This window comes from Vibrio qingdaonensis, from assembly GCF_026191675.1.
Lineage (GTDB): Bacteria > Pseudomonadota > Gammaproteobacteria > Enterobacterales > Vibrionaceae > Vibrio > Vibrio qingdaonensis.
Window position 1 is genome coordinate 29836 of record NZ_JAKRRY010000026.1, and the last position, 21602, is coordinate 51437.

Annotated in this window: 28 protein-coding genes; 17 read left to right on the top strand and 11 right to left on the bottom strand. The window is 44.7% G+C overall.

The window, feature by feature from the left end:
* Positions 1–206: 206 nt before the first annotated feature.
* From arcA to MD535_RS17480, 5 genes are all read left to right on the top strand, one after another.
* A complete protein-coding gene (arcA, locus tag MD535_RS17460; RefSeq protein WP_265676322.1) occupies positions 207–1427 on the top strand; it encodes an arginine deiminase in 1221 nt (406 codons plus the stop codon).
* A 119-nt stretch (positions 1428–1546) separates the two neighbouring features.
* Positions 1547–2554: an ornithine carbamoyltransferase gene (argF, locus tag MD535_RS17465; RefSeq protein ID WP_265676323.1), complete on the top strand. Its 1008-nt coding sequence runs from the start codon at positions 1547–1549 to the stop codon at positions 2552–2554.
* Between the two features lie 288 nt (positions 2555–2842).
* Entirely contained in the window at positions 2843–3772 is a 930-nt protein-coding gene (gene pyrB, locus MD535_RS17470) for an aspartate carbamoyltransferase (RefSeq protein WP_265676324.1), read from the top strand.
* A gap of 12 nt (positions 3773–3784) precedes the next feature.
* Positions 3785–4246, top strand: a complete 462-nt coding sequence (gene pyrI, locus MD535_RS17475; RefSeq protein ID WP_265676326.1) for an aspartate carbamoyltransferase regulatory subunit — start codon at positions 3785–3787, stop codon at positions 4244–4246.
* A 109-nt stretch (positions 4247–4355) separates the two neighbouring features.
* Positions 4356–4745 carry a RidA family protein gene (locus MD535_RS17480; RefSeq protein WP_265676327.1) on the top strand — a complete coding sequence of 130 codons (390 nt, stop codon included), beginning with the start codon at positions 4356–4358 and terminating at the stop codon, positions 4743–4745.
* 86 nt (positions 4746–4831) lie between these two features.
* On the opposite strand, the gene MD535_RS17485 is transcribed toward MD535_RS17480, so the two are convergent.
* The 8 genes from MD535_RS17485 to mlaF form a co-directional block, all read right to left on the bottom strand.
* A complete protein-coding gene (locus MD535_RS17485) occupies positions 4832–5560 on the bottom strand; it encodes a 1-acylglycerol-3-phosphate O-acyltransferase (RefSeq protein WP_265676328.1) in 729 nt (242 codons plus the stop codon).
* A 70-nt stretch (positions 5561–5630) separates the two neighbouring features.
* Positions 5631–6896 carry a UDP-N-acetylglucosamine 1-carboxyvinyltransferase gene (gene murA, locus MD535_RS17490; protein ID WP_265676329.1) on the bottom strand — a complete coding sequence of 422 codons (1266 nt, stop codon included), beginning with the start codon at positions 6894–6896 and terminating at the stop codon, positions 5631–5633.
* Positions 6897–6905: 9 nt separating this feature from the next.
* A complete protein-coding gene (gene ibaG / locus MD535_RS17495) occupies positions 6906–7160 on the bottom strand; it encodes a BolA family iron metabolism protein IbaG (RefSeq protein ID WP_250615872.1) in 255 nt (84 codons plus the stop codon).
* A 9-nt stretch (positions 7161–7169) separates the two neighbouring features.
* Positions 7170–7469, bottom strand: coding sequence for an STAS domain-containing protein (locus MD535_RS17500; RefSeq protein WP_265676330.1), 300 nt, complete (start codon positions 7467–7469; stop codon positions 7170–7172).
* Positions 7466–8131, bottom strand: coding sequence for an ABC transporter substrate-binding protein (locus MD535_RS17505; RefSeq protein WP_390902952.1), 666 nt, complete (start codon positions 8129–8131; stop codon positions 7466–7468). Before MD535_RS17505 ends, MD535_RS17500 begins: the two co-directional genes overlap by 4 nt.
* Positions 8112–8600, bottom strand: a complete 489-nt coding sequence (mlaD, locus tag MD535_RS17510) for an outer membrane lipid asymmetry maintenance protein MlaD (RefSeq protein WP_265676331.1) — start codon at positions 8598–8600, stop codon at positions 8112–8114. The genes MD535_RS17505 and mlaD overlap by 20 nt, the downstream gene beginning before the upstream one ends.
* Before the next feature lie 17 nt (positions 8601–8617).
* Positions 8618–9397 (bottom strand): lipid asymmetry maintenance ABC transporter permease subunit MlaE, encoded by a 780-nt coding sequence (gene mlaE, locus MD535_RS17515; protein WP_265676332.1) that lies wholly within the window; start codon positions 9395–9397, stop codon positions 8618–8620.
* Position 9398: 1 nt separating this feature from the next.
* Positions 9399–10193 (bottom strand): phospholipid ABC transporter ATP-binding protein MlaF, encoded by a 795-nt coding sequence (gene mlaF / locus MD535_RS17520; protein WP_265676333.1) that lies wholly within the window; start codon positions 10191–10193, stop codon positions 9399–9401.
* 301 nt (positions 10194–10494) lie between these two features.
* On the opposite strand from mlaF, the gene MD535_RS17525 reads away from it, so the two are divergent.
* From MD535_RS17525 to mgtE, 12 genes are all read left to right on the top strand, one after another.
* Positions 10495–11463 (top strand): calcium/sodium antiporter, encoded by a 969-nt coding sequence (locus MD535_RS17525; protein ID WP_265676334.1) that lies wholly within the window; start codon positions 10495–10497, stop codon positions 11461–11463.
* 10 nt (positions 11464–11473) lie between these two features.
* The gene (locus MD535_RS17530; protein WP_265676335.1) at positions 11474–12442 is read left to right on the top strand and encodes a KpsF/GutQ family sugar-phosphate isomerase; all 969 of its coding nucleotides are present in this window, start codon (positions 11474–11476) and stop codon (positions 12440–12442) included.
* The gene (gene kdsC / locus MD535_RS17535; RefSeq protein ID WP_265676337.1) at positions 12442–12999 is read left to right on the top strand and encodes a 3-deoxy-manno-octulosonate-8-phosphatase KdsC; all 558 of its coding nucleotides are present in this window, start codon (positions 12442–12444) and stop codon (positions 12997–12999) included. Before MD535_RS17530 ends, kdsC begins: the two co-directional genes overlap by 1 nt.
* Positions 12996–13559 (top strand): LPS export ABC transporter periplasmic protein LptC, encoded by a 564-nt coding sequence (lptC, locus tag MD535_RS17540; protein ID WP_265676338.1) that lies wholly within the window; start codon positions 12996–12998, stop codon positions 13557–13559. The genes kdsC and lptC overlap by 4 nt, the downstream gene beginning before the upstream one ends.
* A complete protein-coding gene (lptA, locus tag MD535_RS17545) occupies positions 13540–14034 on the top strand; it encodes a lipopolysaccharide transport periplasmic protein LptA (protein ID WP_265676339.1) in 495 nt (164 codons plus the stop codon). The genes lptC and lptA overlap by 20 nt, the downstream gene beginning before the upstream one ends.
* Before the next feature lie 11 nt (positions 14035–14045).
* On the top strand, positions 14046–14771 hold the full coding sequence (gene lptB / locus MD535_RS17550) for an LPS export ABC transporter ATP-binding protein (protein WP_265676340.1): 726 nt from the start codon (positions 14046–14048) through the stop codon (positions 14769–14771).
* A gap of 45 nt (positions 14772–14816) precedes the next feature.
* Entirely contained in the window at positions 14817–16283 is a 1467-nt protein-coding gene (locus tag MD535_RS17555; protein WP_265676342.1) for an RNA polymerase factor sigma-54, read from the top strand.
* Positions 16284–16308: 25 nt separating this feature from the next.
* The gene (gene hpf, locus MD535_RS17560; RefSeq protein WP_265676343.1) at positions 16309–16596 is read left to right on the top strand and encodes a ribosome hibernation promoting factor; all 288 of its coding nucleotides are present in this window, start codon (positions 16309–16311) and stop codon (positions 16594–16596) included.
* A 1-nt stretch (position 16597) separates the two neighbouring features.
* Complete coding sequence (gene ptsN, locus MD535_RS17565; protein ID WP_265676344.1) at positions 16598–17044, top strand: PTS IIA-like nitrogen regulatory protein PtsN; 447 nt, start codon at positions 16598–16600, stop codon at positions 17042–17044.
* An 18-nt stretch (positions 17045–17062) separates the two neighbouring features.
* Positions 17063–17920, top strand: coding sequence for an RNase adapter RapZ (gene rapZ, locus MD535_RS17570; RefSeq protein ID WP_265676345.1), 858 nt, complete (start codon positions 17063–17065; stop codon positions 17918–17920).
* Positions 17921–17929: 9 nt separating this feature from the next.
* A complete protein-coding gene (locus MD535_RS17575; RefSeq protein WP_265676346.1) occupies positions 17930–18205 on the top strand; it encodes an HPr family phosphocarrier protein in 276 nt (91 codons plus the stop codon).
* Between the two features lie 114 nt (positions 18206–18319).
* Entirely contained in the window at positions 18320–19678 is a 1359-nt protein-coding gene (gene mgtE / locus MD535_RS17580) for a magnesium transporter (RefSeq protein ID WP_265676347.1), read from the top strand.
* Between the two features lie 174 nt (positions 19679–19852).
* Here mgtE and rplS read toward each other — a convergent pair whose 3' ends face one another.
* From rplS to rimM, 3 genes are read right to left on the bottom strand one after another with little or no spacing between them, the layout of a single operon-like run.
* Positions 19853–20206 carry a 50S ribosomal protein L19 gene (gene rplS / locus MD535_RS17585; protein ID WP_265676348.1) on the bottom strand — a complete coding sequence of 118 codons (354 nt, stop codon included), beginning with the start codon at positions 20204–20206 and terminating at the stop codon, positions 19853–19855.
* 49 nt (positions 20207–20255) lie between these two features.
* Complete coding sequence (gene trmD, locus MD535_RS17590) at positions 20256–21005, bottom strand: tRNA (guanosine(37)-N1)-methyltransferase TrmD (protein ID WP_265676349.1); 750 nt, start codon at positions 21003–21005, stop codon at positions 20256–20258.
* Positions 21006–21040: 35 nt separating this feature from the next.
* Positions 21041–21595 (bottom strand): ribosome maturation factor RimM, encoded by a 555-nt coding sequence (rimM, locus tag MD535_RS17595; protein WP_265676350.1) that lies wholly within the window; start codon positions 21593–21595, stop codon positions 21041–21043.
* Between the last annotated feature and the right edge of the window lie 7 nt (positions 21596–21602).

The following is a 21602-nucleotide window of genomic DNA, read 5'->3' on the forward strand; positions in this document are numbered from 1 at the left end:
CATCCGTTCCCCTTGCTGAATATTCAAGCAATAATGTCACGCTTACGCCGCTGACCAAAGCAGAAAATTTGTCTGCTTTGCATTCGGAAAATAGCCATTAGTTGCTGCATATTGGCCTATTTGCAGCAACTAACGCCAGTTTCCACACTTGCATCTTGATAACAAGCTTGTCATAAATAGCGCATTGAAAATGGAAAGGAATCACAATGAGCACGTTGTACGTAGGGTCCGAAGTTGGCCAATTGCGCCGAGTATTACTAAATCGCCCGGAAAGAGCGCTTACCCACCTCACACCATCCAATTGTCATGAACTGTTATTTGATGATGTGTTGGCGGTGGAAGCTGCAGGGGTTGAACACGACGCATTTGCTGACACACTGCGTAGCCAAGAGGTCGAAGTACTACTACTTCACGATCTTCTTGTAGAAACACTCGCCGTACCAGAAGCAAAGTCTTGGCTGCTTGAAACTCAAATTTCAGATTATCGTTATGGCCCTATCTTTGCCGACGAGCTGAAAATTTACCTAGCAGAGATGGACAACGAACACCTTGCTTCTATTTTACTTGGCGGCCTTGCTTACTCAGAGCTGCCCATTAAAACCACGTCAATTTTACAAAAAATGAGCCGCCCACTCGATTTCGTTATCGAGCCTCTACCTAATCACCTATTTACTCGTGATACTTCATGCTGGGTTTATGGTGGCGTCTCATTAAATCCAATGATGAAACCTGCTCGTCAACGCGAAACTAATCATTTGCGTGCTATCTACCGTTGGCATCCTACTTTTGCGGGCCAAGATTTCATCAAGTACTTTGGCGATGAAGACTTACACTACGACAATGCCAATATTGAAGGCGGTGATGTCCTTGTCATTGGCAATGGCGCGGTACTTGTCGGAATCTCTGAGCGCACAACTCCTCAAGGTGTCGAAAACTTAGCGGCGAACCTCTTTAAAACTGGTCAAGCAAGCCAAGTGATTGCTCTGGATCTTCCTAAACATCGCTCTTGCATGCACCTTGATACTGTCATGACACATATGGACGTCGATACCTTTTCTGTCTACCCAGAAATTATCAGCGACAAGCTTGATACATGGCGACTCACTGCCGCTCCAGAAGGAAAAATGCAAGTTGAGAAACTGCCTAACTATTTAACTGCGCTGGAAAGTGCTCTCGATGTCGATAAACTGAATATCATTACGACTGGTGGTGACAACTATGAAGCGGAGCGTGAACAATGGAACGACGCAAACAATGTGCTGACCGTCAAGCCTGGTGTTGTCATCGGTTATGAAAGAAATGTCTATACCAATGAAAAATATGATAAAGCAGGAATAGAGGTTCTCACAATTCCTGGTAATGAACTAGGCCGTGGGCGTGGTGGCGCACGCTGTATGAGCTGTCCAATAGAACGGGATGGCATCTAGTTATCACGAGAAAAAAGCGCCATACCGGCGCTTTTTTCAATTCAATCAAAAAATAAATATTCACTTTAAAAGCATTTATATGTATAAATAAGCTAACCCTCACTCACTAGGTACGGCACATGGCTTATAACTTACGTAATAGAAACTTTTTAAAGCTTCTCGATTTTACGCCCAAAGAAATTCAATTCCTTCTCGACCTTTCTCTGTCTTTAAAGTCGGCAAAATACGCGGGCACAGAACAAAAAAAACTGGTCGGAAAAAATATTGCGTTAATCTTTGAAAAAGCCTCGACCCGTACCCGATGTGCTTTTGAAGTAGCAGCGTTTGACCAAGGTGCACAAGTCTCTTACCTAGGGCCTTCTGGGTCTCAAATCGGCCATAAAGAGTCAATGAAAGACACCGCGCGAGTGCTAGGTCGAATGTATGACGGCATCGAATATCGAGGCTTTGGACAAGAGATTGTTGAAGAGCTTGGCGCACACGCAGGTGTCCCAGTCTGGAATGGCTTAACCGATGAATTCCACCCCACACAAATCTTAGCGGATTTTCTCACTATGCTTGAGCATGGCAAAGGAAAACAACTGCATCAAATGACCTTCGCCTACCTTGGTGATGCCCGTAATAACATGGGCAACTCTCTTATGGTGGGCGCGGCAAAAATGGGCATGGATATTCGCTTAGTGGCTCCAAAAGCCTTTTGGCCAGAACAGGCGTTAGTCGAAGAGTGCCAGGCTATCGCAGAAAAAACAGGCGCAACGATCACCTTAACGGAGAATGTAGCGCAAGGTGTTAAAGGCTGTGATTTTCTCTATACCGACGTGTGGGTATCGATGGGCGAACCTGCTTCGGCTTGGGAGGAACGTATTGCACAAATGAAGCCTTACCAAGTCAATATGGCCATGCTTGAATCCACGGGTAATCGTGATGTGAAATTTATGCACTGCCTACCAGCATTCCATGATGACCAAACGACTATAGGCAAAGAGATTGCGGAAAAATATGGCCTTAATGGTTTAGAGGTCAGTGATGAAGTGTTTGAATCCGAACATTCTATCGTCTTTGATGAAGCAGAGAATAGAATGCACACCATAAAAGCGGTGATGGTTGCGACACTTGGCAATGGATAAAAAGTCACAATATAACGGTTAAACCTTTGATGTAATCGCTTGCGCTCACAATTGTTAAGAGTATAATCCTCGGCAATTTGTCAGGGGGATAGTACATGGCGCAACCGAGTTTCAATACATTGCTGAGCTTTACTACATGTTTAAGCGTTAATGCAGTGGCAACTCACGATAGGTTCTTTACTTATCACGCACCGTTATTATTTCCTATTGAATACTAAGCCTCCCGCTATGGGGGGCTTTTTTATGGCTGCTAACTCTGGTTTAGTTTTAACTATAGGGAAGATAAACATGGCGAATACGCTGTACCAAAAGCACATTATCTCAATTCCTGAGCTGTCTCGTGAAGAGCTAGAACTCATCGTGGAAACGGCTGGACAACTTAAGTCAAACCCACAACCTGAGCTGATCAAAAATAAGGTGATCGCGAGCTGTTTCTTTGAACCCTCAACTCGTACTCGCCTATCATTTGAAACAGCTATCCAACGCATTGGTGGTGATGTCATTGGTTTTGATAGTGGCGGCAATACATCGCTGGCTAAAAAAGGCGAAACACTTGCTGATTCCGTTCAAGTTATCTCCTCATACGTTGATGCTTTTGTTATGCGCCACCCACAAGAAGGGGCAGCTCGCCTTGCGTCTGAGTTTTCAAATGGCACGCCAGTTATCAATGCCGGTGATGGTGCGAATCAACACCCGACACAGACTCTTCTGGATCTCTACAGCATTTATGAAACACAAGGGCGACTCGATGACATCAATGTCGCATTCGTTGGTGATCTTAAATATGGTCGAACGGTTCACTCGCTAACTCAAGCGCTAGCAAAGTTTAATAATGTGCGTTTTTATTTCATCGCGCCAGAAGCACTTGCCATGCCTGACTATATCTGTGAAGAGCTAGAAGAATCGGGCATCAAGTTTAGTATTCACCAAGAGATTGAAGAAGTGGTGCCTGAACTGGATGTGCTTTATATGACTCGAGTGCAAAAAGAGCGATTTGATGAATCAGAATATGCGCACATCAAGTCAGCCTACATCTTGTCCGCGGATACCTTGAAACAAGCACGCGACAACCTAAAAGTCCTTCACCCTCTTCCTCGTGTTGATGAAATCACCGTGGACGTTGATAAAACGCCTTACGCTTACTATTTCCAGCAAGCAGAAAATGGCGTCTATGCGCGTGAAGCGCTCTTAGCTCTTGTGTTAAATGAAACGTTGTAAGGTAGGCATAACATGACTAAAGAAACTCAACTGCAAGTCGAAGCAATTAAAAACGGTACGGTCATTGACCATATTCCTGCCAATATTGGTATCAAGGTATTAAAGCTGTTTGCGATGGATCAATCCCAGCAACGGGTAACGATTGGTCTAAACCTTCCTTCTTCAGCATTGGGCAGTAAGGACCTACTCAAAATTGAGAACGTCTTCGTTAGTGAAGAGCAAGCGAATAAATTGGCACTTTATGCGCCTCATGCCACGGTAAACCAGATCGAAAATTACGAAGTCAGTAAGAAGTTAGCACTGGAATTGCCAGAGCATATTACAGGCATCTTTGAGTGTCCAAATACGAACTGCATTACTCACAATGAGCCAGTAGACAGCAGCTTCCAAGTCTTCGAGAAGCATGATGACATTCGCCTAAAGTGTAAGTACTGCGAGAAAGTCTTTGCCAGAGAGATCCTAACTGAGCGCTAAGCACAATAATGTTATTAATCAAGCCTACTAAATGTAGGCTTGATTTTTATGGAGCCAGTTGGCAGTCTAGTCGTTATATTATTTCCCCTAAAACAATGGAAGATGAACAATGACTAAAGTACTTCATACTGAATCGGCTCCAGCTGCAATTGGCCCTTATGTTCAAGGCGTCGATCTCGGCAATATGGTTCTGACTTCAGGTCAAATTCCAGTCAACCCGATCACCGGCGACGTCTCTGATGATATCTCTGAACAAGCCCGTCAATCTCTAGACAACGTAAAAGCAGTTGTCGAATCATCAGGTCTAACGGTTAGCGATATTGTAAAGATGACGGTTTTTGTTAAAGATTTAAATGACTTTGGTACAGTCAATGAAGTCTACGGCAAGTTTTTTGATGAACACCAAGTTGCCAACTACCCCGCTCGTTCATGTGTTGAAGTTGCACGCCTACCAAAAGATGTGAAGATTGAAATCGAAGCCATCGCGGTTCGCAAATAACTCGCTCTCGACTTGTTTCACTATCGATTCGATAAAATATTGAAACGCTAGAAACTAAAAAGGGTTGTTCACACAACCCTTTTTTATTATTTCTTTTTATTGAGTTCGATAACTTCTGCATCAAGCTGCTCTAGCTTATGCTTCATCTGCTCTCGACACAGGTTGGCAAGTTCTCGAATATTATCCTTACTGCACCCTTCGGTAGAAACCGGTGGCAGCATTTCAACAATGATATGACCATTATCCCACTTATTCAGCTTTAAGTGAGAAGTGCTGCTACACACGATGGGGATAATTGGCACTTTCGCACCTATTGCAGCATGAAATGCGCCAGTTTTAAAGGGTAGCATCCCACGACCACGTGAACGCGTTCCTTCCGGAAACATCCAAACCGATAGATTGCTTTTCTTCATGCTGTCGACAACTTGGTCGATCGTCCCTTTCGCCTTGCTACGATTTGCGCGATCAATCAAAATATTCCCCGTGAGATAATACAACTGACCAAAAAAGGGCATCCACGCTAAGCTCTTTTTCCCAACCGTCACAACATTGGGTGTCACAGCGGCAGAGACAGTAAATAAATCCCAATTGTTCTGGTGGTTAGCAATATAGACATGCTGACCACGCTGATAGGCATCTTCTGGCAATCTAAGTTCGAGTTTAACACCAAAGACTTTAGACATAGCGCCAAAGTAGCGGCCGAATCTAAATACGTGTTTTGGATTTCTTGGGCTCAATAAACAGTAGCCACACCCAAAAACAAACATGACGATAGCGAAAATAGCCACTGCGATGCAGCGGAAAAAAGCGATCATTTTGTGCTCCGACAAATATCAAAAAAAAGCCGAAACCTCTCGATTCCGGCTAATTACTATTACTTAAACGCTATTCAGAGCCCTTGATACGAGTAATATTCGCACCGAGCAACGTTAGCTTATCTTCAATGCGATCATAACCGCGATCGATATGGTAGATACGATCAACAATCGTTTCACCTTTCGCGATGCAGCCTGCGATAACCAAGCTTGCGGATGCTCGAAGATCCGTAGCCATCACTTGAGCACCACTTAACGAGTCAACATCGCCACAAATCACGGTATTGCCTTCAATGTCAGCTTTTGCACCCATTCTCATAAGTTCAGGTACATGCATGAAGCGATTTTCGAAGATGGTTTCGGTGATAACGCCACCACCTTTTGCCATAATATTTAATAGCGTAAACTGCGCTTGCATATCCGTTGGAAACCCTGGATGAGGAGCGGTACGAATAGAGACAGCTTTTAGATCACGTCCGGTCATATCAAGCGATATCCAGTCTTCACCACTTTCAACCTTTGCACCCGCTTCTTCAAGCTTAGCGATCACCGCTTCTAACAAATGCGCACTGGTGTTACGACATGTTACTTTACCGCCAGAAACTGCAGCGGCAACTAAAAATGTTCCGGTTTCAATGCGATCCGCAACCACACTGTGTTTGCCACCAGAAAGGCGCTCAACACCTTCAATGGTAATCGTATCCGTACCTGCGCCAGACACTTTTGCTCCGATAGCATTCAGGAAGTTCGCCGTGTCAACAATTTCAGGCTCGCGCGCGGCATTATCTAGAACAGTCTTTCCTTCTGCTAAAGTCGCAGCACACATAACGGTAATCGTCGCACCAACACTCACTTTGTCCATGACAATATGAGCGCCCTTTAAGCGACCATCGACTTCTGCTTTCACGTAACCATCTTCTAATGTAATGGTCGCACCAAGCTGTTCAAGGCCGTGAATATGCAGATCAACGGGTCTAGCACCAATTGCGCAGCCACCTGGAAGAGACACTTGGCCTTTACCAAATCGAGCCACCAGTGGACCTAGAGCCCAAATCGAGGCACGCATGGTTTTCACTAAATCATAAGGTGCGCAAAATTCATTAATTTGGCTACCATCGACATGAACTGAACCATTACGGTGAACTTTAGCGCCTAGACGGCCTAGCAGCTTCATCGTGGTATCGATATCACGTAAACGAGGAACATTCGCTACTTCTACTGGCTCTTCTGCAAGAATCGAAGCAAACAAAATTGGTAGTGCTGCATTTTTAGCACCTGAGATCAACACTTCACCTTGTAGCGGTGTGTCCGATCCAATAACTTTAAACTTATCCATTACTTAACCTTACAGTGACATCAACTTTTTATCTCGAGCCCACTCTTCTGGAGTGAAGGCTTTTATCGAGACGGCGTGGATGTCATTACGCTGAATGTATTCCATCAGAGGCTTATAAATCATCTGCTGTTTTTTAACTCGGCTCATGCCTGCGAATTGAGCATCTACTGCGATCACTTCGTAGTGGCTACCTTCACCTTTAACATGTACTTCTTCTAGGTTTAGTTCGCTTTGCAATAGTTCCTGTACTTTTGTGCTATCCACAAGATACTCCTAAATGTGTTTCTCAATTACCGATTCAACATTACTTAGCTGAAACAACATTTTCAGCTCGTCGGGCACGAAGCTGAGCATTATATGACACTTTCGATTTTTTGCATGCTCTATTAAGTGAATTAGCATCACCATACCAGCAGAATCTATACGTTCTACCTCTTTTAGAGACACATTAATACTAGATTCAGGGTAGTCAAGCGCCTCAATTTGCTTCCAAAGTGAAGGAACGCTATCGCGAGTCAAGATACCGCTGAGACATAAATTGCTACCATCACTAAAGTCGAATTTAGCATTCACTGTCCTGACTTCCCTTCAAATCGAATCGATGCCTGAGACAATGCCTCCAATTCTTTCGCCACGGAGACGATGCCCTCTTGACGAATTTTACTGTTCCACTCTGATTGCTTACTCGACAATAGGCTGATACCTTCGGCGATCATATCAAACGCTTTCCAATCACCGGTTTTCTTATCTTTTCGTAGTTTGAACTCGAGATTAATGTTAGGTCTTGGCGAGTCCAATATCGTGACTCGCACGCCCGTTATCGTGGTTTTATCGTCAATAATAGGCCTAGGCCCAAATTGAATCTCTTGTCCTGTATATTGAGTTAACACTTGCGCATAAGAGGTGACGAGATATTCGCGAAAAGCTTTTGCAAACTCTAATACGTCCTCGCGCTTCGCCCCTTTTAAATTCGGACCTAACAATTTCAATGCCGCATAACGATCGTTGACGTAAGGCATCAGCTCTTCCTCAACCACCACTTTTAGGTAATTAGGGTCGCTTTGAACTAACGCCTGCTCTTTTGCCAGTCTCATAAAAGTACGATCCGCTACCTTTTGCATCATCTCGTAAGGCTGACTTTTATCAATATCTTGGGCTGAAACACTGAACGTCCCTAAAACAACCATCAGCATCACCCAAATTCTGATCACGGTATTACTCTTTGTTAGTATCATCTGAATTTCCTCCAATGCTGTACAGTACTTGCCCTATCATATCTTCTAACACTAAGGCTGATTTGGTGTCTTCGATTCTGCCTCCATCCACCAAGTACTCTTCATCATCAAATATAAAGCCTGGAACAAGACCAACATATTGTTCACCAATCAACCCTGAGGTAAGGATCTGTGCACTAGAAGTATCCGGAAACTGATAGTCAGCATTAATCGATAACTCAACAACGGGTAAATAACTTTCCTTATCAAGGTGTATTTTACTGACCCTTCCAACAACAACCCCTCCAACTTTGACTGGAGAGCGTGCTTTTAAGCTACCAATATTGTCAAATCGAGCCTCTAATGTGTAAGTATCCGTTGAACCAAGCCCTTTAACGTCAGCAACCTGAAAAATGATAAACAAAATTGCGCAAAGTCCTGTGAGGACAAAGCCTCCCACCCACAATTCTAGCTTTCTAGTTTGTTGCATTCATAATTCCTTTATTCTTAATTACCAAACATCAATGCGGTTAGCACAAAATCCAAACCTAATACCGCCAATGACGAGTGAACAACCGTTCTTGTTGTCGCCTGGCTGATACCTTCTGATGTTGGTACAGCATCGTAACCATTAAAGAGTGCTATCCAAGTCACCGTTATCGCAAATACAATACATTTTAACGCACTGTTACCAATGTCTCTTCCCAACTCTACCGATGACTGCATCGCCGACCAAAAACTCCCATGATCGATACCTTTCCAATCCACGCCGACTAACTGCCCGCCCCAAATACCAATGGACATAAAAATCATCGCCAACAATGGCATCGAAATCACGCCGGCCCAAAAACGAGGAGCAATCACACGTTTTAGCGGGTCCACAGCCATCATTTCCATACTCGATAACTGCTCTGTCGCTTTCATCAAGCCTATCTCCGCCGTTAACGCAGAACCCGCTCGACCTGCAAATAACAATGCCGTCACAACCGGTCCGAGCTCCCTAAGCAGTGACAACGACACCATTTGCCCAAGACTACCTTCCGCCCCATAATCCACCAGCACGACATAACCTTGTAGACTCAATACCATGCCAATAAATAGTCCCGAAACGGTAATGATGGCAAGAGACTGTACACCCACATTGTGTAATTGTTTAATTAGCAAAGGGAAATGTTTTATTGGTTGAGGCTTCGATAACAGCACGCCCAATAATACAAAGGTCGCACGTCCCCACGACTGACAAAACATCAGAGTGCGATGACCGAGCTTTTGTACCAGCTGTAACATATTAAAAAAGGTCCTGTTCTAGTGACTTGGCAGGATAACGAAAAGGCACAGGGCCATCAGCATCACCAACTAAAAACTGCTGCACTCTAGGGTCTGGGTTATTTCTAAGCTCCTCCGGTGAGCCTTTAGCGACGACTTTCCCGTCGGCCAACAAGTATACCCAGTCCGCAATGGACATGACTTCAGGGACATCGTGTGATACGACGATAGAAGTAAGATTAAGCGCTGTGTTTAACGAGCGAATTAATTCAACCAACACCCCCATGGTAATAGGGTCCTGCCCAACAAATGGCTCATCATACATTATCAGTTCGGGGTCGAGCGCAATGGCTCGTGCCAATGCAGCTCGCCGTGCCATACCACCCGAGAGCTCACTTGGCATTAACTGCGCCGCACCTCGCAGACCCACCGCTTCAAGCTTTAATAACACCAACGTTCGTATCAATGGTTCTGACAGCTGGGTGTGCTCTCGAAGGGGAAAAGCAACATTGTCAAAGACGGTAAGATCCGTAAACAGTGCCCCAGACTGAAACAGCATGCTCATTTTTTTTCGTACGTCGTATAAGCGTTTGCGAGATAACGTGGGGATATTGGCATCTTCAAACCAGATCTCGCCACTATCTGGATACAACTGCCCGCCGATTAGACGCAACAACGTTGTTTTACCTATTCCAGACGGCCCCATGATTGCCGTGATCTTTCCTTTAGGCACATGCAATTCGATATCATCGAAAATTACACGTTCACCTCGAGAGAATGACAGTCCTTTCACGGAAACCAAGTCATTGTTTGACATAGAGTTCCTTATCAATAAAGCCAAATCCGCAGAGCCTTACATCATAATGTTCGCAACGCACAATGAAAACCCTAAAATGATGATGGTTCGCGATACCGCAACAAACATGTATGAGTATTCATCGCATTTCCGACCGATAATGGCATGATCATTGATGCAGCACTCGGATTCACCACTATTATTAGCGTATATGGTTCTGAAACATATTGTGCATTTTATTTGTTGATTAGCTTCCATTTTGGATGCTAAACCGTCAAAATTACCCGCCAAATATCTTAATAAAAGTGAATGGATCTAAAGCATGCTTGAAGCAGTGGTGTTTCTTATTATTGGTCTGGTATTTCTAGTATGGAGTGCAGACAAACTCGTTTATGGTTCCGCAGCTTTAGCGCGAAACTTTGGTATATCACCGCTAGTCATTGGTATGACGATCCTAGCTATGGGCTCTTCTGCGCCAGAAATGATGGTTTCAGCAACGGCAGCCCTAGAAGGTAAAACGGACACCGCCGTCGGTAACGTTCTTGGCTCAAACATCGCCAACATAGCGCTGATCCTTGGTATCACCGCTATGATCAAGCCACTTTCAATTTCGTCTGGCATTTTAAGGCGTGAACTCCCGCTGATGATTGCGGTCACACTAATTGCTGGTGTTTTACTTTGGGATAGCCATTTAGGCTTTTATGAAGGCATCATCCTATTTGCGCTATTTGGTGCCTTCATCATCGCTATGCTTCACATCAGTAAAGCGGAAAAAGCCAGTGGCGGAGACGTCATGCTTGACGACCAAGAGTCCGAAATTCCAGAAGGGGTGAGTAACGGCAAAGCCGCTATGTGGGTTATTATTGGTCTCATTATTCTCCCTATCGCTGCTGACCGTCTCGTCGATAGCGCCGTGACCATCGCACAATATTTTGGTATGAGTGACCTTGTTATCGGTTTAACCATCATTGCAATTGGTACCAGCTTACCTGAACTCGCCGCTTCTTTGGCTGGCGTATTAAAAGGCGAAGATGACATGGCCGTCGGCAATATCATTGGCTCCAATGTCTTTAATATTCTTGCCGTAATGGGCATACCTGGCGTATTAAATCCGTCAGTATTGAGCGAATACGCTATGGGTCGTGACTTTTGGGTCATGCTCGGTGTGTCACTGTTACTTGTGGTCATGGCACTTGGAAAATCTCGCAGTATCAATCGCCTAGAAGGCTTTGTCTTATTTGCCTGCTTCCTAGCTTACCAAATCTACCTCATCGCCAATATGGCAGCTTAGGAGTCACACTATGCCTTCATTTGATTATATCGGTTCAGCAAAGCGCGTATTGAATACGGAAATCTTGGCTCTACAAAATCTTGAACATTACATCGATGCGAATTTTGAAGCGGTTTGTCATAGCATTTTGAACCACCAGGGCAAAGTGATTGTCATGGGGATGGGCAAGTCTGGCCACATAGGCAAAAAAATGGCGGCGACCTTTGCTAGCACGGGGACATCTGCTTTTTTCGTGCACCCTGGTGAAGCGGCGCATGGTGACTTGGGTATGATTGAAGCACAAGACCTCGTTATTGCGATTTCTAATTCTGGTGAGTCCCATGAAATCATCAGTCTTTTCCCTGTTTTTAAACGCCTAGGAATCACGACCGTAAGCATGACGGGCAAGCCAACCTCGACCATGGCTAAGCTCTCCGATCATCACTTACAAATCACCGTGCCTAAAGAAGCATGCCCATTAGGTCTAGCGCCTACATCAAGCTCCACCGCCACTCTTGTCATGGGAGACGCCTTAGCGATCGCCCTGCTTGAAGCGAGAGGGTTTAGTGAAGAAGATTTCGCACTCTCTCACCCTGGTGGTGCGCTTGGTCGTAAGCTACTGCTAAAATTAAGTGACATCATGCACTCTGGAGAGGCATTGCCCTTTGTTACCCCAGAAACCCTCATCCGCGATGCCCTGCTAAGAATTACCGAAAAAGGGTTAGGCATGACCGCTGTGGTCAATGAGTCTCGTGAGCTACTGGGTATTTTTACCGATGGCGACTTGCGACGCATTTTAGATAAACGCATTGACATTCACACGACGAGTATCGGTGAGGTGATGACGCTAAACCCGACTACGGCAACACCAAATATGCTTGCGGCAGAAGGGCTTAACCTAATGCAATCTAGAAACATTAATGGCCTAATTCTATTAGAAGACAATCAAGTTGTCGGGGCGCTCAACATGCACGACTTACTAAAAGCGGGGGTAATGTAATGACTCAAATGACCGAAACACTTTATGGTCCGATCGCTACCACCCTTGTGAATAAAGCGGCACAAGTGCAACTGCTTATTTGTGATGTCGATGGGGTCTTTTCTGATGGCCTTGTCTACATGGGTAACGATGGCGAAGAGCTCAAAACCTTCCATACTCGTGACGGATATGGCGTCAAAGCCCTTATGAGTGCGGGTATTGAAGTCGCCATTATTACAGGTCGAACATCGAAAATTGTTGAAAACCGAATGAGAGCTTTGGGTATTTCTTTGATTTATCAGGGCCAGGATGACAAGGTCATTGCGTACCAAGATATCTGTAATAAACTCAATATAGCCGCCAGCGAAACGGCGTATATTGGTGACGATCTCATTGACTGGCCGGTTATGGAACAAATTGGCTTTAGTGTTTGCGTGGCTGATGGACACCCGTTATTGGCAAGAAAGGCAGATTATGTCACCTCTATACCTGGAGGACGTGGGGCGGTACGAGAGGTTTGCGATATTATTTTAGAGTCGAAAGGGCAACTAGAACGTCATAAAGGTTTGAGTATATGAGTCTATCTCGTACTCTTTATACCCTTTTATTCATCATATCGCTTGGTTGCGCGTATTATCTCTATACCAAAGAGGATACTGGCGTGATTCAAGTAGCGCCGAATATTGAACTTCCAGCCTTTAGTGGTAAAGATCTGCACAACATTTCTTATTCCGATAATGGTGTGCGCAGCTACAGCATTAACTCCATCCATCTCGAGCATTTTTCCAAAAAAGGCGAGACGGTGTTTGAGCGACCGGTGCTAAAAATCTATGCGCAAGGCACGACTCAAGAATGGGAAATTTCAGCGGCAAAAGCCATTCTCGATAAACAAGATGTGCTAACGCTCTATGACGATGTCATTGCTAGAAATTTGCTTGATGACTCAGGTTTCGATACTTTATCAACAGACCAGATGAGCATTCAGTTAGACAATCGTGATTTTTGGGCTGATACTAACGTTCTTATGTTAGGCCCACAGTTTGAAACGCGTGGGGATGCGATGAAAGGAAACTTCGCAGACAACCTCGCAGAGCTCTATAAAAAAGTGAATAGTAAATATGAAACTCTCACACCTTAGCCTTGGGCTTTGCCTGATGTTCCCAGTAGCCGCATACGCACTCTCTACGGATACAGAGCAACCCGTGTATATCGACTCTGACAGCCAACAGCTTGATATGAAAAGTAATCAAGTCACGTTCGTTGGTGATGTAAAACTAAAACAAGGCAGCATTAATATTAATGCAGACAAGATTATAGTCACCAGAGAAGCGAAAACTGGAGCCCTTCAAGTCATTGAAGGATATGGTAATTTAGCGACTTTCTCACAGTTAACTGACGACGGTAAAACCTTGTACGGCGAAGCAAAGGCGTTACATTATGCCTTGCAAGCGGATCAATTAACGATGACGAACCAAGCCATGCTATCGCAAGATGGCAGCATTATTCGAGGCACCAAAATTCGCTATCGAATATCATCACAAAAACTTATTGCTGATGGTAACGCTAATGAACGAGTATCTACCGTTCTTCAACCTCAACAAGCTCAAGAGTAAATATTTCGATTATGGCGCTACTTAAAGCAACTCACCTGGCAAAAAGCTATAAAAATCGAAAGGTCGTGTCTGACGTGAGCCTCTCCGTAGAGTCAGGTCAGATTGTCGGCTTACTCGGTCCTAATGGTGCGGGTAAGACCACTTCATTCTACATGATCGTTGGGCTAGTTCCTCGAGACGAAGGGTCAATTACCATCGATGACGAAGACATCAGTATTTTACCGATGCACAGCCGCGCGAAAATGGGCATTGGCTATTTACCGCAAGAAGCGTCTATTTTTAGAAAACTAAGCGTTGAAAATAACATCTTAGCGGTACTAGAGACCCGTAACGAGTTGACGCAAGAGGAGCGTCAGGATCGTTTAGAAGACTTGCTCGAAGAATTTAGTATTCAGCATATCCGTAAAAGTGCTGGTATGGCACTGTCTGGTGGTGAACGCCGCCGTGTCGAAATTGCTCGAGCATTAGCCGCTAACCCGCAATTTATCTTGCTCGATGAACCTTTTGCCGGGGTTGACCCTATCTCGGTTATTGATATTAAAAAGATTATCGAACACTTAAGAGACCGAGGTCTCGGCGTTTTAATCACAGACCATAACGTGCGTGAAACACTTGATGTTTGTGAAAAAGCCTACATTGTCAGCCAAGGTCACCTGATCGCCGAAGGAACACCGGAAGATGTTCTCAATAATGAACATGTAAAACAGGTTTATCTCGGAGAACAATTCCGACTATGATTTAATAGTCAGGTAGAACATTTATTAATAGGCCAACAAGACTGCATGAAACCCTCATTACAACTCAAGCTAGGTCAACAGTTAGCAATGACGCCACAACTGCAGCAAGCCATTCGCTTATTGCAGTTGTCTACACTCGATCTTCAACAAGAAATTCAAGAAGCCTTGGATTCTAACCCGCTACTTGATGTTGAAGAGTCAGTAGAAGAAACTAGCGCTAATGAAGAAAAGACTAGCCTAGAAAAAAAAGAGGACTCCAGTCTTGAAGCAACAAACGAGCCTGAGCCGAAAGACAGCTCTGAACTCATCGAGTCCTCTGAAATAACTACTGATTTAGAAATTGATACCACGTGGGATGATGTATACAGCGCTAATACTGGTAACACGGGTATTAGTTTGGACGACGACCTGCCTATCTACCAAGGCGAAACCACGCAATCTCTTCAAGACTACCTAATCTGGCAACTCGACCTTACTCCGTTTTCCGACACTGACCGAGCCATAGCTTTAGCGGTTATCGACGCGATTGATAGCCAAGGCTATCTCACTCAATCGTGTGAGGAGTTACTCGAAAGTGTTGATATTGACGATCTTGAACTTGACGAAGTAGAAGCGGTCCGTAAACGTATTCAGCAATTTGATCCATTAGGTGTTGCATCCGTTAATTTACAAGATTGCCTCTTGCTGCAACTGGCCACGTTCCCTGAAGATACCCCGTGGTTGCATGAGGCCCGACTGATTTTGGCCCATCATATTGACCAATTGGGCAATCGTGATTACAAACTCGTGATTAAAGAGACTAAGCTAAAAGAAACAGAACTTCGAGAAGTCCTACAGCTTATTCAACAACTCGATCCTCGTCCCGGCAGCAAGATTACGCCAGATGAAACCGAGTATGTGGTCCCTGATGTCTCTGTTTTTAAAGACCGCGGTAAGTGGGTCGTACAAATTAACCCTGACAGTGTGCCTCGATTAAAGGTCAATCAACAATACGCGCAGCTAGGTACCGGGAATAGCCCAGATAGCCAATATATTCGCTCAAACCTGCAAGAGGCCAAATGGCTAATCAAAAGCCTAGAGAGTCGAAATGAGACTCTGCTCAAAGTCGCGAAATGTATTGTTGAACATCAGCACGACTTCTTTGAATATGGAGAAGAAGCGATGAAACCTATGGTATTGAATGACGTTGCGTTAGCGGTTGATATGCACGAATCAACAATATCTAGGGTAACCACACAGAAGTATATGCATACGCCACGTGGTATTTTTGAACTGAAATATTTTTTCTCAAGCCATGTATCAACAGACAATGGTGGTGAGTGCTCCTCTACCGCCATTCGAGCCCTTATCAAGAAGCTTGTTGCTGGTGAAAATTCAGCCAAGCCATTGAGCGATAGTAAAATCGCAGCTCAGCTAGCTGACCAAGGCATCCAAGTTGCTAGACGGACTATAGCAAAGTATCGAGAGTCGTTAGGCATCGCACCTTCAAGTCAGCGCAAACGCCTACTTTAAGGCCCACAACCAAAAAGGAAAGTCTATGCAAATTCAAATCCAAGGCCACCATGTTGATCTTACTGAGTCCATGCAAGACTACGTTAATAGTAAATTTCAGAAACTAGAACGCTTTTTTGATCATATAAATACCATTCAAGTGATATTACGTGTTGAAAAATTAAATCAGATCGCTGAAGCTACGCTCCACATAAATCAAGCTGAAATTCATGCGACAGCAGAAGACGAGAGTATGTACGCGGCGATCGACTCACTCGTTGACAAGCTTGTCCGACAATTGAATAAGCACAAAGAAAAAATAAGTAATCACTAACATGCAAATAAGTGAAGTATTGACTCTGGACTGCACAAAAAGTGCAGTCCCTTGTACGAGTAAAAAACGCGCCCTTGAAATCATCAGTGAAATTGCGGCTGAACAGACGGGTCAAAACTCAACAGAATTGTTTGAGTGCATGCTAAATCGAGAGAAAGTCGGCAGTACTGGTATCGGAAATGGTATTGCGATCCCTCACGCGCGAATGCAAGATAGCGATAAAGCTGTCGCCATCCTGTTACAGTGCCAAGAACCTGTTGAATTTGATTCAATAGATAATCGACCTGTTGATTTACTGTTTGCGCTGCTAGTGCCTGATGCTCAATGTAAAGAGCACCTTAAGACTCTGTCGTGTATGGCAGAGCGCTTGAACGACAAAGCGGTGCTTAAACAACTGCGTAAAGCCCAAAGCGATCAAGAGCTTTACGATATTATCGTTAGCCACTAATTATACAGAGTCAAAATTATGCGATTGGTTGTTGTGAGTGGGCATTCTGGTGCTGGGAAAAGCGTTGCTCTTAGGGTACTAGAAGACTCTGGTTACTACTGCGTAGATAACCTACCCGTCGATTTGCTTGATCATTTTGTTGAGAGTACTCAAGACTCTCAACAAAATGTTGCGGTCAGCATTGATATTAGAAACCTACCAGAAAATTTAAACCAACTCAGCATAAAGCTTGATGAATTGGCTAAGCAGCACGACGTAAAAGTATTATTTCTCGATGCGACAAAATCGGTTCTCCTTACTCGCTATAGCGAGACAAGACGGATTCACCCGCTTTCCCAACAAAAAGAAAAACTCTCTCTCGAGCAAGCGATTGATCTTGAGCACAAACTGTTAAAGCCAATCAAAGAGCAAGCCGACTACTTGATCGACTCTAGTGAACGCTCTATTCACGATCTTAGTGAAACCATCCGCATCGAACTAGAAGGCAAAGAGAAAAAAGAATTAGTGATGGTATTCCAATCATTTGGATTCAAATATGGGATGCCCAACGATGCCGACTACGTATTTGATGTGCGCTTTCTTCCCAATCCTCACTGGCAACCTGAGCTAAGACCACTCACTGGTCTTGATGCCCCGATCAAATCATTTCTCGAGTCACACCCTGAAGTCATTGAGCTGAAATTACAAATCCAAAACTTCATAGAACGATGGTTGCCATTACTAGAGAAAAACAACCGCAGCTACTTAACGGTCGCCATCGGTTGCACAGGGGGCAAACACCGCTCAGTCTACATTACTCAGCAAATTGGTGAGTACTTTGCTCAAAGCGGGCATCAGGTCCAAATACGGCATGCTTCGCTAGAACATCATCAATAGGAACCTTTCATGTCGACATCCCGAACTGTTTTGATTCAAAATCGTTTAGGGTTGCACGCACGTGCAGCCGTCAAACTCGTCGAACTCGCACAAAGCTTTCATGCTACCGTTACCGTTTGTAATCACGAACAAAAAGAAGCGACGGCGGACAGTGTCATGGGGCTACTGATGTTAGAGTCCGCACAAGGTGAATTCATCACTATCAAAGCCGATGGAGAACAAGCTGAGCAAGCCCTACAGGCGGTTTGCGAACTGGTTGAACATCGTTTTGATGAAGATGAGTAAGCCAATTCTTAGCGAGTAAAAATTTCGCACTGCCATTTATACGTTGTTATTAATTAACGTGTAGAATTAGGCTAATATTCAGTACATTAAAGCAGTTAAGTTCAAGGGGTAGCCATGGCAGAGCAAATAGAATTCGACCAAGCTCACCAAACGCTCCAAGAAGTAAGTGAAGCGCTAGAAAATGGTCGCTTTGTTTACGTACGCAGACAGCTTCAGGATATGGAACCTGAAGACATTGCCCACCTTCTCGAGGCCTCCCCTCGTAAAAGTCGCGACGTCCTTTGGCAACTTACCGACCCTGAAGACTACGGCGAAATTCTTGATGAATTAAATGAAGACGTCAAAGATAACCTTGTGTCTAAAATGGCACCAGAGAAGCTGGCGGAAGCAACAGAAGGCATGGACACCGATGATGTCGCCTATGTTTTGCGAAGCCTGCCTGATGACGTCTCACGAGAAGTACTTTCCCAAATGGACACGGCTGACAGGCAGCGTGTAGAGACCGCCCTTTCCTACCCGGAAGACAGTGCCGGCGGCATCATGAACACTGACGTAATTACTATTCGTGGTGATGTCGATGTCGATGTGGTACTTCGCTACCTTCGCATGCGAGGGGAGCTCCCTGAAGCGACGGATGCCCTCTATGTCATCGATGAAGAGAGCATGCTAATAGGACACTTATCTCTCAGTACCATTTTGACCACTCAACCCGACGTAAAGGTGATTGATGTCATGGATGACGCTGACGAGGCTATCCATGTGGAAACCAGTGACTCTGATGTCGCATCCTTATTTGAACGTCGAGACTGGGTCTCAGCGCCAGTAGTAGATAGTGACCACCACCTTGTTGGTCGTATTACTATCGATGATGTTGTCGATATTATTCGAGAAGACGCCGAACACTCAATGATGAGCATGGCAGGGATGGATGACGATGAAGATACATTCGCTCCAGTCGTCAAATCAGCAAGGCGCCGAAGCGTATGGCTGGGCGCCAATGTCCTAGCGGCACTTGCTGCGGCTTCTGTTTCTAATATGTTTGAAGCCACCTTAGAGCAAATGGCAGCTATCGCCGTGCTGATGACCATTGTACCTTCAATGGGAGGGGTTGCAGGGAACCAAACCGTCGCCTTGGTCATTAGAGGCCTTGCATTAGGTCACATTGGTGACAGTAACAAGCGAGAACTTTTACTGAAAGAAGCGGCGATAGGCTTTCTAAACGGCATATTATGGGCATTAATTATTGGTGGTATTGTCGTGGCGTGGAAAGGAAACTGGATGCTAGGAGGCATTATTTCAGCCGCCATGCTAACCAACTTACTGGTGGCAGGTATTGCTGGAGTCACGATCCCTATCTTCTTGAAGAAACTGAATATTGACCCAGCGCTTGCAGGCGGCATGGCATTGACGACGATTACCGATGTGATCGGTTTATCGGTCTTCCTTGGCTTAGCCACCGTACTCCTCACCTAACCGTCTTCACAGCGCTATCTCATTCGGCCCCTACTATTATCGTGATATTGGGGGGGCTTGTATCGTAATATTAGGGGCTGGTTTCCCCCAGAGACTAAAAATAAAGATGACGTACAATAAAAAAACGGAGCCCATTGGGCTCCGTTTTTATTTGAGAACGCTAGTCTAATAGCATTACTTCTTAGTAAGTTTCTCTTTGATACGAGCTGACTTACCAGAACGCTCACGTAGGTAGTACAACTTGGCACGACGTACTGCACCACGGCGTTTAACTTCGATGCTATCAACCATTGGAGAGTGAGTTTGGAACGCACGCTCTACACCTTCACCGTTCGAGATTTTACGAACTGTGAATGCAGAGTGAAGACCACGGTTACGAATAGCGATTACAACGCCTTCGTATGCCTGTAGACGCTCACGGTCACCTTCTTTTACTTTAACCTGAACTACAACAGTGTCACCTGGTGCAAATTTAGGTAGGTCTGATTTCATTTGCTCTTCTTCAAGAGCCTTGATGATGTTACTCATGTTCTTAAATTCCTAGAATAAACTGATACTAAAATAAATAGGTTACTGCTTACTTTTCATCTAAACGATACGCTTTGACAAATTCAGCCAGTAATTGTTCCTGTTCGTCAGTCAGAGCTAGGTTTTCCAGGAGTTCCGGTCTTCTTAGCCAAGTACGGCCCAACGACTGTTGTAGTCGCCAGCGACGAATGTCTTTGTGATTTCCAGACTTTAATACACTTGGTATTTCCAGTCCGTCCAACACGTCAGGGCGCGTGTAATGCGGACAATCCAACAAACCATTTGCAAAAGAGTCTTCTTCTGCTGACGCAAAGTCACCCAATACTCCCGGAACAAACCGAGACACTGAGTCAATCAACGTCATGGCTGGGATCTCCCCACCCGTCATCACAAAATCTCCAATTGACCATTCTTCGTCAACTTCAGTTTGGATGATGCGCTCATCTACCCCTTCATAGCGACCACATATCAACACTAGGTTGTCGTTCTTCGCTAATTCCTCTACCCCTTGCTGATCGAGCTTTCGACCTTGGGGAGATAGGTAAATCACTTTCGTCTTACCCGGTGATGCAGCTTTGGCAGTTTTAATGGCATCGCGCAAAGGCTGAACCATCATCAACATACCTGGACCACCACCGTAAGGTCTATCATCGACAGTGCGATGCTTGTCATGAGTGAAATCTCGAGGATTCCATGTCTCAATAGACAATAAACCTTTTTTAACCGCTTGACCTGTTACTCCGTAGTCAGTAACGCTGCGGAACATGTCTGGAAACAGGCTAATTATGCCAACCCACATCTGTTCTCTCGCTCTGTTGGTTACCAGCTACTGGATTAGAATCCAGGATCCCAGTCAACTTCGATCCGTCGAGCTTCGCGATCAACATTTTTGATCACTTGCTCTTCAAGGTACGGTACCAACCGTTCCTTTTGCCCAAAAGCATCTTTAAGATTTGCTTTCACTACCAAAACATCGTTTGAACCGGTTTCTAACATGTCAGTTACTTCACCTAAGTCGTAACCTTTTGTTGTAAACACTTTCATGCCAAACAATTCACGCCAGTAGAATTCATCTTCTGACAGCTCAGGCAGCACCGCTGGGTCGATTGCGATTTCAAAGTTAGTCAGTAGGTGAGCTTCTTCTCGAACCTCTAAACCTTCTAGCTTACACACCATACCTTTGTTATGGCGCTTCCAACTTTCAACCTTAACCTCAACCCATTTGCCCTTTTGGTTAATATACCAAGGGCTGTAATCAAAAAGGTTTTCAGGATCGTCTGTATAGGAAAAAACTTTCAGCCATCCACGAATGCCATAAGTAGAACCTAATTTACCTACAACAATTCTTTCGCTTTGGTTACTCATCGTGTCTTTACCTTTCATCGACATACTGCTT

Coding starts and splice junctions, on each gene's coding strand:
- arcA (WP_265676322.1), top strand. CDS start 207: ATGAGCACGTTGTACGTAGGGTCCGAAGTTGGCCAATTGCGCCGAGTA.
- argF (WP_265676323.1), top strand. CDS start 1,547: ATGGCTTATAACTTACGTAATAGAAACTTTTTAAAGCTTCTCGATTTT.
- pyrB (WP_265676324.1), top strand. CDS start 2,843: ATGGCGAATACGCTGTACCAAAAGCACATTATCTCAATTCCTGAGCTG.
- pyrI (WP_265676326.1), top strand. CDS start 3,785: ATGACTAAAGAAACTCAACTGCAAGTCGAAGCAATTAAAAACGGTACG.
- MD535_RS17480 (WP_265676327.1), top strand. CDS start 4,356: ATGACTAAAGTACTTCATACTGAATCGGCTCCAGCTGCAATTGGCCCT.
- MD535_RS17485 (WP_265676328.1), bottom strand. CDS start 5,560: ATGATCGCTTTTTTCCGCTGCATCGCAGTGGCTATTTTCGCTATCGTC.
- murA (WP_265676329.1), bottom strand. CDS start 6,896: ATGGATAAGTTTAAAGTTATTGGATCGGACACACCGCTACAAGGTGAA.
- MD535_RS17505 (WP_390902952.1), bottom strand. CDS start 8,131: ATGATACTAACAAAGAGTAATACCGTGATCAGAATTTGGGTGATGCTG.
- mlaD (WP_265676331.1), bottom strand. CDS start 8,600: ATGCAACAAACTAGAAAGCTAGAATTGTGGGTGGGAGGCTTTGTCCTC.
- mlaE (WP_265676332.1), bottom strand. CDS start 9,397: ATGTTACAGCTGGTACAAAAGCTCGGTCATCGCACTCTGATGTTTTGT.
- mlaF (WP_265676333.1), bottom strand. CDS start 10,193: ATGTCAAACAATGACTTGGTTTCCGTGAAAGGACTGTCATTCTCTCGA.
- MD535_RS17525 (WP_265676334.1), top strand. CDS start 10,495: ATGCTTGAAGCAGTGGTGTTTCTTATTATTGGTCTGGTATTTCTAGTA.
- MD535_RS17530 (WP_265676335.1), top strand. CDS start 11,474: ATGCCTTCATTTGATTATATCGGTTCAGCAAAGCGCGTATTGAATACG.
- kdsC (WP_265676337.1), top strand. CDS start 12,442: ATGACTCAAATGACCGAAACACTTTATGGTCCGATCGCTACCACCCTT.
- lptC (WP_265676338.1), top strand. CDS start 12,996: ATGAGTCTATCTCGTACTCTTTATACCCTTTTATTCATCATATCGCTT.
- lptA (WP_265676339.1), top strand. CDS start 13,540: ATGAAACTCTCACACCTTAGCCTTGGGCTTTGCCTGATGTTCCCAGTA.
- lptB (WP_265676340.1), top strand. CDS start 14,046: ATGGCGCTACTTAAAGCAACTCACCTGGCAAAAAGCTATAAAAATCGA.
- MD535_RS17555 (WP_265676342.1), top strand. CDS start 14,817: ATGAAACCCTCATTACAACTCAAGCTAGGTCAACAGTTAGCAATGACG.
- hpf (WP_265676343.1), top strand. CDS start 16,309: ATGCAAATTCAAATCCAAGGCCACCATGTTGATCTTACTGAGTCCATG.
- ptsN (WP_265676344.1), top strand. CDS start 16,598: ATGCAAATAAGTGAAGTATTGACTCTGGACTGCACAAAAAGTGCAGTC.
- rapZ (WP_265676345.1), top strand. CDS start 17,063: ATGCGATTGGTTGTTGTGAGTGGGCATTCTGGTGCTGGGAAAAGCGTT.
- MD535_RS17575 (WP_265676346.1), top strand. CDS start 17,930: ATGTCGACATCCCGAACTGTTTTGATTCAAAATCGTTTAGGGTTGCAC.
- mgtE (WP_265676347.1), top strand. CDS start 18,320: ATGGCAGAGCAAATAGAATTCGACCAAGCTCACCAAACGCTCCAAGAA.
- rplS (WP_265676348.1), bottom strand. CDS start 20,206: ATGAGTAACATCATCAAGGCTCTTGAAGAAGAGCAAATGAAATCAGAC.
- trmD (WP_265676349.1), bottom strand. CDS start 21,005: ATGTGGGTTGGCATAATTAGCCTGTTTCCAGACATGTTCCGCAGCGTT.
- rimM (WP_265676350.1), bottom strand. CDS start 21,595: ATGTCGATGAAAGGTAAAGACACGATGAGTAACCAAAGCGAAAGAATT.